The sequence below is a fragment of the Streptomyces sp. NPDC031265 genome (assembly GCF_055570295.1).
The window spans coordinates 140,608-153,206 of the sequence record NZ_JBVIHM010000022.1; the positions used below are offsets into that span (position 1 = coordinate 140,608).

Sequence of the window (12,599 nt, forward strand, 5' to 3'; positions counted from 1 at the left end):
TGCCGTCGTCTGCCGGGTGCGGGCCGTCGTGGTCTGGGCGCGCAGTTCCCCGCGCCCCTGGGGGGGTGGGGCCCGGCCAAGATCGCCCTGTGCGGGCCGTTACGCTCGTAGGCATGAAAAAGAGCGTGTTGACCCGCTACCGGATCATGGCGTACGTCACCGGTGTCCTCCTCGTCCTGCTCACCCTCGGCGTGATCGCCAAGTATCTGCTGGACATGGACGGCGCGGCCGACTTCACCAAGATCGTGGGCATCGCGCACGGCTGGCTGTACGTCCTGTACCTCGTCTGCGCCTTCGATCTCGGCTCCAAGGCGAAGTGGCCGGTCGGCAAGCAGCTCTGGGTGCTCCTCGCGGGCACCATTCCCACCGCCGCCTTCTTCGTCGAGCGCAAGGTCTCCCGCGAGGTCGAGGCCCTGGTCACGGACCCGGAGCCGGCCGCGGCCCAGGCGTAACCCACCGCCCACGGAGAACCGTGGGCGGCCAGCCATCGACATTTACTAGGACGTCCTAGTAAATTCGGAGGTATGGACGCTGACGCCATCGAGGAAGGCCGCCGACGCTGGCAGGCCCGTTACGACAAGGCCCGCAAGCGGGACGCGGACTTCACCACGCTCTCCGGGGACCCGGTGGACCCGGTCTACGGGCCCCGCCCCGGCGACACCTACGAGGGCTTCGAGCGGATCGGATGGCCCGGCGAGTACCCGTACACCCGCGGTCTCCACGCGACCGGCTACCGGGGCCGGACCTGGACCATCCGCCAGTTCGCCGGGTTCGGCAACGCCGAGCAGACCAACGAGCGCTACAAGATGATCCTCGCGGCGGGCGGCGGCGGCCTCTCCGTCGCCTTCGACATGCCGACCCTGATGGGCCGCGACTCCGACGACCCGCGCGCGCTGGGCGAGGTGGGCCACTGCGGTGTCGCCATCGACTCGGCCGCCGACATGGAGGTCCTGTTCCAGGACATCCCGCTCGGCGACGTCACGACGTCGATGACGATCAGCGGCCCCGCCGTGCCGGTGTTCTGCATGTACCTGGTCGCCGCCGAGCGGCAGGGCGTCGACCCGGGCATCCTCAACGGCACGCTCCAGACCGACATCTTCAAGGAGTACATCGCGCAGAAGGAGTGGCTCTTCCAGCCCGAGCCGCACCTGCGCCTCATCGGCGACCTGATGGAGCACTGCGCGGCCGGCATTCCCGCCTACAAGCCGCTGTCCGTCTCCGGCTACCACATCCGCGAGGCCGGGGCGACGGCCGCGCAGGAGCTGGCGTACACCTTGGCCGACGGCTTCGGGTACGTGGAGCTGGGCCTCTCGCGCGGCCTGGACGTGGACGTCTTCGCGCCCGGCCTGTCCTTCTTCTTCGACGCGCACCTCGACTTCTTCGAGGAGATCGCCAAGTTCCGCGCCGCGCGCCGGATCTGGGCCCGCTGGATGAAGGAGGTGTACGGGGCGAAGTCCGACAAGGCGCAGTGGTTGCGCTTCCACACTCAGACGGCCGGTGTCTCGCTGACCGCCCAGCAGCCGTACAACAACGTCGTGCGCACGGCCGTGGAGGCGCTCTCCGCGATCCTCGGCGGCACCAACTCGCTGCACACCAACGCCCTGGACGAGACGCTCGCCCTGCCCAGCGAGCAGGCGGCCGAGATCGCGCTGCGCACCCAGCAGGTGCTGATGGAGGAGACGGGTGTGGCCAATGTGGCCGACCCGCTCGGCGGCGCCTGGTACGTGGAGCAGCTCACCGACCGCATCGAGGCGGAGGCCGAGAAGATCTTCGACCAGATCAAGGAGCGCGGGACGCGGGCGCACCCCGACGGCAAGCACCCGATCGGCCCGATCACCTCCGGCATCCTGCGCGGCATCGAGGACGGCTGGTTCACCGGCGAGATCGCCGAGTCGGCGTTCGAGTACCAGCGGTCCCTGGAGAAGGGTGACAAGCGGGTCGTGGGCGTGAACGTCCACCACGGGTCTGTCACCGGTGACCTGGAGATCCTGCGGGTCAGCCATGAGGTGGAGCGGGAGCAGGTGCGGGTGCTCGCGGCGCGTAAGGCCGGGCGGGACGAGGCGCGCGTGCGTGCGGCTCTGGACGCGATGCTCGCTGCCGCTCGGGATGGGTCGAACATGATCTCGCCGATGCTCGACGCGGTGCGGGCCGAGGCCACGCTGGGTGAGATCTGTGGGGTGCTGCGTGATGAGTGGGGCATCTACACGGAGCCTGCGGGGTTCTAGGCGCGGTACCGGGCCGTCGTTTCGGGTGCGGGTGGACTGTGGCTTGTCGCGCAGTTCCCCGCGCGCTTGGAGCGATCAGGGTTGCCAGGTCACCCGGAACACCGCGCCCCCTCCCGCCGCGTTCCCCGCCGCCAGCTCTGCCCCATGCGCTCTCGCGATCTGGCGGGCCATCGCCAGGCCCAGGCCCGAGCCGGGGAGGGCTCGGGCCCGGTCGGCGCGGTAGAAGCGGTCGAAGACGTACGGGAGGTCTTCCTCCGCGATGCCGGGGCCGTGGTCCCGTACCGTCAACTCGCGGGCCGAGAGCGTCACTTCGATCTCCGCGCCCGGAGGGCTGAACTTCGCCGCGTTGTCCAGGAGGTTGGACAGCAGTCGGGCCAGCCGGGCCGGGACGCCCGGGAGCATGGCGGACGCGTCCGCCAGGTCGAGGCGGAACGGGGTGGACGGCCAGTGCGCGCGGGCCGTGTCCACCGTGTGCGCCACCAGCGGGGCGAGGCGGACCTCCTCCAGGAGCGGGGTCGGCTCCTCGTCCCTGGCCAGGTCGATCAGGTCGTTCACCATCACCGTCACCTCCCGGATCTGGCGGCCGAGGGCCGCTGAGGCCCTGGTGCGCTGAGCCTCCGTCAGGCGGTCGGCGCGGGCCAGGAGTTCGGCGTTGGTACGCAGTGCGGTGAGCGGGGTGCGCAGCTCGTGGGAGGCGTCCGCGACCAGCCTGCGCTGGGCGGTCACCGACTGCTCCAGCTCGCCCAGCATGGTGTTGAAGGACGCCGCGAGCCGGGTCACCTCGTCCTCCTTGCCCAACGGGCCCGGCGGCAGCTCGATGCGATGGCTGGGGTCGCGGGTGGCCGAGATGCGCTCGGCGGTCGCCGTGAGCCGGGCGACCGGGGCGAGGCCGGTGCGCGAGACCCAGTAGCCGAGCGCGGCGGCGAGCAGCACCCCGGCCGCACCGACCCCGGTGAGCAGCCGGGCCGCCTGCTGTACGCCCTTCTCCACCGTGTCGGCGCGCAGGGCGACCTGGAGCGCCTCGCCGTGCGGCAGCGTGGTGGTGAGCATGCGGGCCGGGTGGCCGGAGATCCGGAGGTTGGTGAAGTACGGGCGGCGCTGCCCGGCCGCGACCTGGCGGGCCTGGGGCGGGACCGGCAGCAGATACGGCTTGGCGGGGTCCTTCGCCGGGTCCTTCGGGACGATCTGCGAGCAGGCCGGGGCGGAGAGGAAGCGGCACTCGCCGTTGATCACGCCGGGGCCGGTTCCCCGGTTCTGCTGGGCGGCCAGGGTCGCGGACTGGGTGAGGTTCAGGTCGAGCTGGTGGAACAGCTCGTAGCGGATCACGAAGAACGCGGCCGTGCAGACGCCGAGCGCGACCAGCGCCACCGCCGCCGAGGCGGCCACGGCGAGCCGAGTGCGCAGTGGACGCCGACGCCGCCACCGTGCGCCGAGTCGGCGGCGGGCGCTCACGCGGTGTCCAGCCGGTAGCCGACGCCGTGGACGGTGTGGACGAGCCGGGGCTCGCCGCCCGCCTCCAGCTTGCGGCGCAGATAACCCACGTACACCGCGAGGGAGTTGGAGTCCGGGCCGAAGTCGCGGCCCCAGACGAGTTCCAGGATCATCTCGCGCGGCAGGACCTGGCCGGGGTGGCGCATGAGCAGTTCGAGCAGGGCGGACTCGGTGCGGCTGAACTCCAACGGGCGTCCGGCGCGGTGGCCGGTCCTGGTGGCGGGGTCGAGGACCAGGTCCGCGAAGACCAGCCGCTCCGGGTCCGGCTCCTCGGGCGCGGCCCTGCGCAGCAACGCCCGTACGCGCGCGATGAGTTCGTCCAGCGCGAACGGCTTGACGAGATAGTCGTCGGCGCCCGCCTCCAGGCCGTCGACGCGTTCGCTCACCGAGTCGAGTGCGGTCAGTACGAGGACGGGGGTGCGGTCGCCGAGCGCCCGCAGCTGGCGGCAGACCGCCAGCCCGTCCAGGACCGGCATCATCACATCGAGGACCACCGCGTCCGGCTGCCAGCCGGCGATCCCGGCGAGCGCCGCGAGCCCGTCGGCGGCGCCGCGCACCTCGTACCCCTCGACGGCGAGGCCGTCCTCCACGGCGGCCCGCACCTCCGGCTCGTCGTCGACGACGAGGATGCGGGCCGGGGGCCGGGTGTGTGCGCTGCTGCTCATGGGCAAAGACTGCCAAACGCCGCTCTTAGAAGCCTCTTAAGCCACCCCGCGAACCTTCGGGGCATGCGCACACCACTCTCTGTCGTGATCGGTGCGGGCGGCACCGGCGGCCACATCTACCCCGGGCTCGCGCTCGCCGAGGCGCTGCGCCGGGCCGTCCCGGACGCGGTGATCTCGTTCGTGGGTACGGAGCGGGGCCTGGAGGGCGAGCTCATCCCCGCCGCCGGATACCGGCTGCACACCGTCGACATGATCCCCTTCGACCCGGCGCTCGGCGCGCGCCGCTATCTGCTGCCCGCCGCACTGCTGAAGTCCGGCGCGCAGTGCCGGGCGATCCTGCGGGCGCAGGGCGCGCAGGTCGCCGTGGGGATGGGCGGCTATCCCAGCGCGCCCGTCATCGTCGGCGCCAGACTCGCCGGACTGCCCAGCCTGATCCACGAGTCCAACGCCGTGCCGGGCCGGGCCAACCAGTTCGCGGCCCGGCTCACCCGGAACATCGCGGTCGCCTTCGACCGCAGCCGGGCGCATCTGGCGGGCGGCGCCGACGCCATCACCACCGGGATGCCGATCTCCTCGGCGCTGGCCCGGCTCGACCGGCCGTCGCTGCGGGCCGAGGCCCGGCGGGCGCTGGACGTGCCGCCCGGGGCGCGGCTCGTGCTCGTCAACGGCGGCAGCCTGGGCGCGGCCCGGCTCACCGAGGCGGCGGTCGGGCTGGCTGGGCGCTGGCAGGGGCGCGACGACGTCCACCTGCTGATCAAGACCGGTCCCGCGGCGCTCGACGAGACCCGGCGGCGGCTGACCGGGCTGTGGGGCGCGCGGGCCGTGCCGTACCTCGACCGGATGGACCTCGCGTACGCGGCCGCCGATCTGGTGGTGTGCCGGGCCGGTTCGGCGACGGTCGCGGAACTGGCCAGCACGGGCGTACCGGCGGTCCTCGTCCCGTATCCGCACGCGCCCGGCGACCACCAGACGCACAACGCGCGGGTGCTCTCGGACGCCGGGGCGGGGCTGCTGCTCCCGGACGCCGAGACCACCGCCGACCGGCTGGCCGAGCTCGTCGAGCCGCTCCTCGCCGACCCGGCGCGGCTCGCCGCGATGGCGGGGGCGGCGGATCCCGGGTGCCATGCGCGGGCGGCGGAGCTGCTGGCGGCGAGGGTCCTCGCACTGGCCGCGCACACGACGATTTCTTCCATGAAGGAGCACGCGGTATGAGCTGGAACAACCGGACCGTCCTGGTCACCGGGGCCGAGGGCTTCATCGGCTCGACCCTGGTGGACCTGCTGGTCGAACAGGGCGCGCGGGTGCGGGCGTTGGTGCACTACAAGCCGTACGCGGAGAAGGGCCACCTCGCGCATCTGCTCGACCACCCGGCGGTCGAGATGATCGCGGGCGACGTGCGCGACGCCGGGCGGGTCTCGGACGCGGTCGCCGGGTGCGACACCGTCTTCCACCTCGCTGCGCTGATCGGCATCCCGTACAGCTACGACTCGCCGGGCGCGTACGTCCAGACCAATGTGGTCGGCACGGAGAACATCGCGGAGGCCTGCCGCCGGCACTCGGTGCGGCGGCTGGTGCACACCTCGACGAGTGAGGTGTACGGGACGGCGCGGACGGTGCCGATCGCGGAGAACCATCCGCTCCAGCCGCAGTCGCCGTACTCCGCGTCGAAGATAGGCGCGGACATGATGGCGCTGTCGCACTGGCACGCGTTCGAGCTGCCGGTGACGGTGGTGCGGCCGTTCAACACGTACGGGCCCCGGCAGTCCGCGCGGGCGGTGATCCCGACGATCCTGTCCCAACTCCATGCGGGGGCGAAGGAGATCCGGCTCGGCTCGCTCACTCCGACGCGTGACTTCACGTACGTGACGGACACCGCGCGGGGGTTCCTGGCGGTGGCGTCGTGCGACCGGGCGGTGGGGGAGGTGGTGAACCTGGGGTCGGGCCGCGAGATCGCTGTCGGGGACCTGGCTCGGGCACTGATCTCGGCGTCCGGCCGGGACGCGCGGATCGTCGTCGACCCGGCGCGTCTGCGGCCCTCGGGCAGCGAGGTCGAACGCCTGCTGTCCGACAACTCGCGGGCGCGGGAGTGGGCGGGGTGGGAGCCGGAGGTGTCCCTGGGGGAGGGGCTGAAGCGGACGTCGGAGTGGGTGGAGTCTTGGGTGGGGGTGGGTGGCGCGACCCGTTACGCGGTGTGATCTGGCCCCTCCCCGCCCCTTCCCTTAACCCTCCGGGGGTGGGTGGGTGGTTGAGGCGGGTTTCCCGGGGGCTGCGCCCCCGGCCCCCGTTTGCGGGGCCTGCGGCCCCTGCACCCCGCCAAGGAGGCTTCGCCCCCGGCCCCCGTCGCGGGGCCTGCGGCCCCTGCACCCCGCTAAGGAGGCTTCGCCCCCGGTACCCCGGCTGGGGCTGCGCCCCGGACCCCGTTCGTCCGCAGGCAGTCTGTGGCTGGGCGCGCAGTTCCCCGCGCCCCTCGGATGCCGCTGCGCGGCAATCCTGGGGGCGCCCCGAAGGGGGCTTTCAGGGGCGCGGGGAACTGCGCGAGCAACCCACCGCGGTCCGCAGGCGAACACCGGGCCGAGAAGGGGCGCGGGGAACTGCGCGACCGGCCCCCACCGGCCCGCGGGCGAACGGGACGTCAAGGGCGGGTGGGTGGGAGGAAACAGGGGTTCGGGGGCGTAGCCCCTGAGGGGGGAATCAGGCGGTCGCCTGCAAGCCCGTGCAGATCAGGAGCGTGAACTCCCGCGCCCACTCCTGATCCACCGGCTCCGCGCTCACCAGCGCCCGATGCACCACCGCCCCCGCCACCACATCGAAGATGAGGTCGGCGTGGCGCGCGGAGGCCGCCGCGTCGGCCTCGTACGGGAGTTCCCCCCGCACCTGCGCCCGCTCGCGGCCGATCAGTACGAGCCGTTTCTGGCGGTCCACGATCGCCGAGCGGATCCGGCCGCGCAGGGCGTCGTCGCGGGTGGATTCGGCGACCACGGCCATCAGGGCCGTCTTGGTCTCGGGGCGCTCCAGGATGGACGCGAACTGGAGCACCACGCCCTCCACGTCCGCCGCGAGGCTGCCGAGGTCGGGGAGTTCGAGCTCGTCGAAGAGGACCGCCACCGCGTCCACGACCAGCTCGTTCTTGCCCGCCCAGCGCCGGTACAGCGTCGTCTTGGCGACGCCCGCGCGGGTCGCCACGTCCCCCATCGTCAGCTTCGACCAGCCCAGCTCGACCAGCGCCTGCCGGGTCGCCAGCAGGATCGCCGCGTCCGCCTCAAGGCTGCGGGGGCGGCCGGGGCGCGCGGTTCTGCCGGGGCTGGAATCGGAACACATGACGTACGACCATACCGGCCAGTAAGGAAAGCGCTGTGGGAGAGATCACGGCGAGTTCGAGGCCGTCCCGTACCCACTCCAGTTACGCTACGACTCGTAGCGAAAGACTCCAGCGGTCTTTGAGCGACGACCACGAAGCAGTGACAGAACAACAGCAGACGCAGCAGCGGACGCAGCTGCGCACGCAGGGCCGCAGGCGCCGGGTGGGGACCCAGGGGCGCCGGATCCTGCCACCGGTTGACCACGCACGCGCGCGGAAGGGGGAGGATGTACGCATGCAGCCTAGGAACATGTCCATGAGCGGCGTCGTCGACCTCGCCGCGGTGAAGGCGGCCGGTGAGGCCAAGGCCAAGGCGGAGCAGGCCCGAGTCGAGGCCGCCCGCCAGGGCGGGGGCGCGGCCGTACCGCCGTCGGCCCTCGTGATCAATGTCGACGAGGCCGGATTCGAGCGCGACATCCTCCAGCGTTCGGCCGAGGTGCCGGTCGTCATCGACTTCTGGGCCGAGTGGTGCGAGCCGTGCAAGCAGCTCGGCCCGCTGCTGGAGCGCCTCGCCGTCGAGTACAGCGGCCGCTTCCTTCTGGCCAAGATCGATGTCGACGCCAACCAGATGCTGATGCAGCAGTTCGGGATCCAGGGGATCCCGGCGGTCTTCGCGGTGGTCGCGGGGCAGGCGCTGCCCCTCTTCCAGGGCGCGGCCCCCGAGGCGCAGATCCGCGAGACCCTCGACCAGCTGATCCAGGTCGCCGAGGAGCGCTTCGGCCTCACCGGCATCGCCGTCGAGGCGGACGCGGACGCGGACTCCGCGCAGGCCCCCGCCGCGGTCGCGGCCGGTCCTTACGACGCCCTGCTCGAAGCGGCCGTGACGGCCCTGGACTCCGGCGATCTGGCCGGCGCGGTCCAGGCGTACAAGAACGTGCTCGCCGACGACCCCGGCCACCCCGAGGCCAAGCTCGGCCTCGCCCAGGCCGAACTGCTGCGCCGGGTCCAGGACATGGACCCGCAGCAGGTCCGCGAGGACGCGGCGGAGAAGCCGGCGGACGTCACCGCCCAGATCGCCGCGGCGGATCTGGACCTGGTGGGCGGACACGTCGAGGACGCCTTCGGCCGGCTCGTCGAGGCCGCCCGGGTCACCTCGGGCGAGGACCGCAACGCGGCGCGGATGCGACTGCTCGAACTCTTCGAAGTGGTCGGTTCCGACGACCCGCGGGTGACCAAGGCGCGGAGCGCGCTGGCGCGAGTTCTTTACTGAACCGGGGGCCCCGCCTCCGGGCCGCTCCAGGGGCGCTGAGCTGTCATCGCGTGCGTGTGCACCGCTGACGATTTGGCGACACGGAGACAGGCGGCGGCCGCGCTTTGCCAAAACTTGGTAAACGCGGTCGCTGTTACTGGCAGTAAATTGAACTGCTTCTTACGTCCGTATTGAGACGTCTATTTCCCCTTCTGTCTGGTGACTTGGGGGTACGAAGGGTGGCGGCCCGATGCCGGGCTGTCGCGCCACGGTTATCCCTCCGTTACTGGCAAGTAACGAACCCCCTTGCGCCCCTCCTCCGAATGGACCACGATCGGCCACGCTCGGTCCAATAACGCACCAGCCCGACAGCCACTCGGGGCTGGGCGTTCCTGGGTCCCCACCGGGCCGGCCGACGGCCCTGCCGTCGACCGTGGACAGGGGGGTCTCCGCTCATCGGCGGGGCCTGTCCAGCAGGTTGTGCGTGATACGCGTCAGGCGCGACCAGTGGTTGTCGCTCGGGGGTGATCGCCGGTGATTCGGACGCGGTACGCGCCTCCGGGTCGGGCGCTCCTTCCCGAGGACGTAGCACTTCTCCCATCCCTGGACAGCCTGCGAGGGTCCGTCCCGGAGATGTACGTCCGAGAAGGAGGAAAGTCATGGAGTCCCAAGTTCGTGGCGGGACCAGATGGAAGCGGTTCGCGCTGGTCATGGTGCCCAGCGTGGCTGCCACGGCGGCGATAGGCATCGGGCTCGCCCAGGGTGCGCTCGCGGCGTCGTTCAGTGTTTCGGGTGTTGACTTCAAGGTCACGGCGGATCAGCTCGTCGGCCACAACATGCTTCAGTACGGGTCGATCGACAGCGGCGCGGGCAAGAACCACCCAGTGGTCGTGTCCGGCTTCAACCACGCCGAGATCACCAACATGTGCCAGTCCGTCGTGACGCCGCTCCCGTTCGACATCCCGGGCATCGGCAAGGCCGTCACGATGAAGATCGAGGCGGGCACGGAGGCGGGCAAGCCCGTCGTAGCGGACAACATCTACCTTGATGTGACCCAGCTCGACACCGACGCGACGTTCAAGAACATCGACATCGGTGTCGCGGCGGGCGAGGGCAAGAGCGACCCTGACGGCAAGAACAGGGTCCAGATCCAGCCTGGCAAGGCGGGCACACCGGGGGAGAGCCCCAGCCAGTACGGCTTCGCGCAGCGCGCTGACGAGGTCGTTCTGGACAAGGTGCAGCAGCGCGCGTGGGCAACCACAGCGGCCAGCTTCAAGCTCAACGGCCTCAAGCTGCGGCTGTCCGGTGGCGCCAACGAGTGCGAGTTGAAGCACTAGCAGGCACCTCACCCGGTGGCCGACGGAGCATGGCTCTCTCGGCTGCCGGGACACTCTTTCTTCTTACAGCAACAGCGGTACCAGGGAGCTGTTTTCCATGAGCGCCGAGACCACAGGTTCCCGAGGGTTCACCTACTGGCGGCTTCGTTACCGGGCCTGGCGGGGCAGCCGGCCGTTCTGGGCGGGGCTGTTCACCATCGCGGGCGGCGTGCCCATCATGTACTTCCCGTACGCCAACATGCACCTGGGCAACATCACGCTGGCCATGTCGACCACGGCCGGGGCGGGTTCGCTGATCATCGGCGTACTTCTGGTGACGCTGGGCGTGACGATGTGGTTCCACCACATTGTCCGGGTGTTCGCCGGTATCGCGGCCATCCTGCTGGCGCTGATCTCCCTGCCCGTCGCGAACTTCGGCGGCTTCGTCATCGGCTTCCTGCTTGCTCTGTTCGGCGGGGCGCTCGCAGTTGCGTGGGTGCCCGCAAAGCCCAGACGGCGTGATCTCCGCGGCGAGGCCGCCGAGCCCTCGGGCGATGAGCCGGACGCACTCCCGGAAGAGGGAAGCGTCCCCGGCCCGCGCGAGGAGGGGCACGGAACCGCCATCACCGAAACGACAGTCGACGCCAATGGCGGGAGGAACAGTGCGGGGTGACGAGACGCAGCTGAACTCGACCGGAGGCGGCGACTCCCGTGAGAGAGGCGGGCCGCGCCACGCGGCCCCGAGGAAGTCGCTGCTGACGAAGCTGCACATGCCCGCGGGCAAGGCGATGGCGCTGGCCGCCATGCCGACGGCCATGTTCGTCGGGATGAGCCTCACGCCCAAGCTCGCGATGGCGGACGACAAGACGGACATCCCGTTCGCGCCGGGCCCTTGTGTGACGCGCTCCGACCAGCCGAGCGAGTCGGCGAGCCCGTCGAATTCGCCCAGCCCGTCGTCGAGCAAGTCGACGACGCCGACGCCGAGCCCGTCGTCCTCTTCCTCGGAGAAGGACAAGGAGCCGACCCCGGCGACCACTCCGTCGGCGGACAAGGCGAAGCAGCAGTCCGGCTCCTCGGGGAAGACCTCCACGCAGGCGCCCACGACGAAGCCGTCCACGACACCTCCGGCACCGGCGCCCACCAAGTCCACGAACCCGCTGGACCCGTTGGGGCTGGGGGACGTGCTGGGCGACATCCTGGGCGTGAACCCGAGCAAGTCGTCGGCACCGGTGACCCCGAAGCCGTCCTCGACCGCGACGTCCACACCGACGACGAAGCCGTCGACCAAGGCCCCGACGCCCAGGACCACGCCGAGCAAGCCGGCCACCAAGCCGGTGACGAAGACCGTGGACAAGACGGCCGACGCGATCCGTGACGCGGCCAAGCAGGCGGGCCAGAAGGTCGAGGACCTGGCGGACAACGCGAAGGGCCTGGACGCCAAGAAGGACACCAACGTCCCCGACGGCGCCAAGCAGCCCTTCCCGTGTCCCACGGCGGACCCGAAGGCCCTGGCCAACGCCAAGCTGGCCGCGGACGTCCCGCTGCTGCCGGACCAGCCCTGGATCCTCAAGACCTCCAAGCTGACGTTGAGCGGCCTGAACTACGAGGGCATCGTCGAGGTCAAGACGGGCAGCGGCAAGATCAAGAAGGTCCTGAAGTTCACGGCGAAGTCGGTGGACATCGACAACCTGCACCAGCTGGTGTACGGCCCGGAGGTCAACGGCAAGCCGACCACCGCCCACGTCAAGGCGCGCGCGGGTTCCGAGTCGACGATCCGCAACGGCACGGTGACGATGTACACGGAGGAGCTGAAGGGCAACCTCTTCGGCCTCATACCGATCACGTTCAGCCCGCAGAGCCCGCCGCCCCTGAACATCCCGTACGTCTTCTTCACCAACGCGACGGTCCACCAGGCGGGCCAGTTCGGCGGCACGCTCACTGTGCCTGGCCTGCAGAATTACATTACGGACGGCAATCCCGAGTAGCCGTACGTACTCAAAGACCCATCCGGGAGCCGCAGTTGAGCCGTGGCCCGCACCAACATCGGTGCGGGCCACGGTCGTCTCATTTTCATCACCACTTTCACAGGTGGCTCAAATAACCTTCACGGAAATTCGTGCCCTTCACTAGAGTGGCAGGTGCTGCGGTCGTGGACCCGGTGCGGGGGCATTCATGGGGGAGACAACGAGTCATTTGGTGTGCCCACGTGCATGAGCCTTTTCCAACCTCAGGTTGCGGCGTGGTGAAGGACGAGGAGGACGGCCTTCACGATGTCGGTGATGCGGTTGGTGCTGCAGCGGAGCTTCCGCAGCAGGGGCCAGCCCTTGAGGGTGGCCATGGCCTGCTCGCCGACGC

At 70.7% G+C, this 12,599-nt stretch carries 11 protein-coding genes and 1 pseudogene; 8 read left to right on the top strand and 4 right to left on the bottom strand.

Annotated features, from left to right (window positions below):
- Positions 1–113 precede the first annotated feature (113 nt).
- Positions 114–452: a DUF3817 domain-containing protein gene (locus ACZ499_RS28735; protein WP_385549475.1), complete on the top strand. Its 339-nt coding sequence runs from the start codon at positions 114–116 to the stop codon at positions 450–452.
- A 72-nt stretch (positions 453–524) separates the two neighbouring features.
- Entirely contained in the window at positions 525–2,225 is a 1,701-nt protein-coding gene (locus ACZ499_RS28740) for an acyl-CoA mutase large subunit family protein (RefSeq protein WP_468679185.1), read from the top strand.
- 75 nt (positions 2,226–2,300) lie between these two features.
- Here ACZ499_RS28740 and ACZ499_RS28745 read toward each other — a convergent pair whose 3' ends face one another.
- On the bottom strand, positions 2,301–3,677 hold the full coding sequence (locus ACZ499_RS28745; RefSeq protein WP_468679187.1) for a sensor histidine kinase: 1,377 nt from the start codon (positions 3,675–3,677) through the stop codon (positions 2,301–2,303).
- The gene (locus ACZ499_RS28750; protein ID WP_468679189.1) at positions 3,674–4,381 is read right to left on the bottom strand and encodes a response regulator transcription factor; all 708 of its coding nucleotides are present in this window, start codon (positions 4,379–4,381) and stop codon (positions 3,674–3,676) included. The genes ACZ499_RS28745 and ACZ499_RS28750 overlap by 4 nt, the downstream gene beginning before the upstream one ends.
- 63 nt (positions 4,382–4,444) lie before the next feature.
- On the opposite strand from ACZ499_RS28750, the gene ACZ499_RS28755 reads away from it, so the two are divergent.
- Together ACZ499_RS28755 and ACZ499_RS28760 are read left to right on the top strand one after the other, a co-directional pair.
- Positions 4,445–5,593 carry a UDP-N-acetylglucosamine--N-acetylmuramyl-(pentapeptide) pyrophosphoryl-undecaprenol N-acetylglucosamine transferase gene (locus ACZ499_RS28755; protein WP_468679191.1) on the top strand — a complete coding sequence of 383 codons (1,149 nt, stop codon included), beginning with the start codon at positions 4,445–4,447 and terminating at the stop codon, positions 5,591–5,593.
- Positions 5,590–6,576 carry an SDR family NAD(P)-dependent oxidoreductase gene (locus tag ACZ499_RS28760; RefSeq protein ID WP_468679192.1) on the top strand — a complete coding sequence of 329 codons (987 nt, stop codon included), beginning with the start codon at positions 5,590–5,592 and terminating at the stop codon, positions 6,574–6,576. Before ACZ499_RS28755 ends, ACZ499_RS28760 begins: the two co-directional genes overlap by 4 nt.
- 496 nt (positions 6,577–7,072) lie before the next feature.
- Here ACZ499_RS28760 and ACZ499_RS28765 read toward each other — a convergent pair whose 3' ends face one another.
- Positions 7,073–7,699 carry a TetR/AcrR family transcriptional regulator gene (locus ACZ499_RS28765; protein WP_468679194.1) on the bottom strand — a complete coding sequence of 209 codons (627 nt, stop codon included), beginning with the start codon at positions 7,697–7,699 and terminating at the stop codon, positions 7,073–7,075.
- Between the two features lie 275 nt (positions 7,700–7,974).
- Between ACZ499_RS28765 and ACZ499_RS28770 the strand changes: the two genes are divergently transcribed.
- From ACZ499_RS28770 to ACZ499_RS28785, 4 genes are all read left to right on the top strand, one after another.
- A complete protein-coding gene (locus ACZ499_RS28770; protein WP_468679195.1) occupies positions 7,975–8,949 on the top strand; it encodes a tetratricopeptide repeat protein in 975 nt (324 codons plus the stop codon).
- Positions 8,950–9,587: 638 nt separating this feature from the next.
- Positions 9,588–10,265 carry a DUF6230 family protein gene (locus tag ACZ499_RS28775; protein WP_468679197.1) on the top strand — a complete coding sequence of 226 codons (678 nt, stop codon included), beginning with the start codon at positions 9,588–9,590 and terminating at the stop codon, positions 10,263–10,265.
- 97 nt (positions 10,266–10,362) lie between these two features.
- Positions 10,363–10,917, top strand: coding sequence for a DUF6114 domain-containing protein (locus tag ACZ499_RS28780; RefSeq protein ID WP_468406132.1), 555 nt, complete (start codon positions 10,363–10,365; stop codon positions 10,915–10,917).
- Positions 10,907–12,229, top strand: coding sequence for a hypothetical protein (locus ACZ499_RS28785; protein WP_468679204.1), 1,323 nt, complete (start codon positions 10,907–10,909; stop codon positions 12,227–12,229). Before ACZ499_RS28780 ends, ACZ499_RS28785 begins: the two co-directional genes overlap by 11 nt.
- A gap of 242 nt (positions 12,230–12,471) precedes the next feature.
- Here ACZ499_RS28785 and ACZ499_RS28790 read toward each other — a convergent pair.
- Positions 12,472–12,599 (bottom strand): annotated as a pseudogene (locus tag ACZ499_RS28790) (IS5/IS1182 family transposase); the annotation flags it as partial.

Coding starts and splice junctions, on each gene's coding strand:
- ACZ499_RS28780 (WP_468406132.1), top strand. CDS start 10,363: ATGAGCGCCGAGACCACAGGTTCCCGAGGGTTCACCTACTGGCGGCTT.
- ACZ499_RS28735 (WP_385549475.1), top strand. CDS start 114: ATGAAAAAGAGCGTGTTGACCCGCTACCGGATCATGGCGTACGTCACC.
- ACZ499_RS28765 (WP_468679194.1), bottom strand. CDS start 7,699: ATGTGTTCCGATTCCAGCCCCGGCAGAACCGCGCGCCCCGGCCGCCCC.
- ACZ499_RS28775 (WP_468679197.1), top strand. CDS start 9,588: ATGGAGTCCCAAGTTCGTGGCGGGACCAGATGGAAGCGGTTCGCGCTG.
- ACZ499_RS28750 (WP_468679189.1), bottom strand. CDS start 4,381: ATGAGCAGCAGCGCACACACCCGGCCCCCGGCCCGCATCCTCGTCGTC.
- ACZ499_RS28755 (WP_468679191.1), top strand. CDS start 4,445: ATGCGCACACCACTCTCTGTCGTGATCGGTGCGGGCGGCACCGGCGGC.
- ACZ499_RS28770 (WP_468679195.1), top strand. CDS start 7,975: ATGCAGCCTAGGAACATGTCCATGAGCGGCGTCGTCGACCTCGCCGCG.
- ACZ499_RS28760 (WP_468679192.1), top strand. CDS start 5,590: ATGAGCTGGAACAACCGGACCGTCCTGGTCACCGGGGCCGAGGGCTTC.
- ACZ499_RS28740 (WP_468679185.1), top strand. CDS start 525: ATGGACGCTGACGCCATCGAGGAAGGCCGCCGACGCTGGCAGGCCCGT.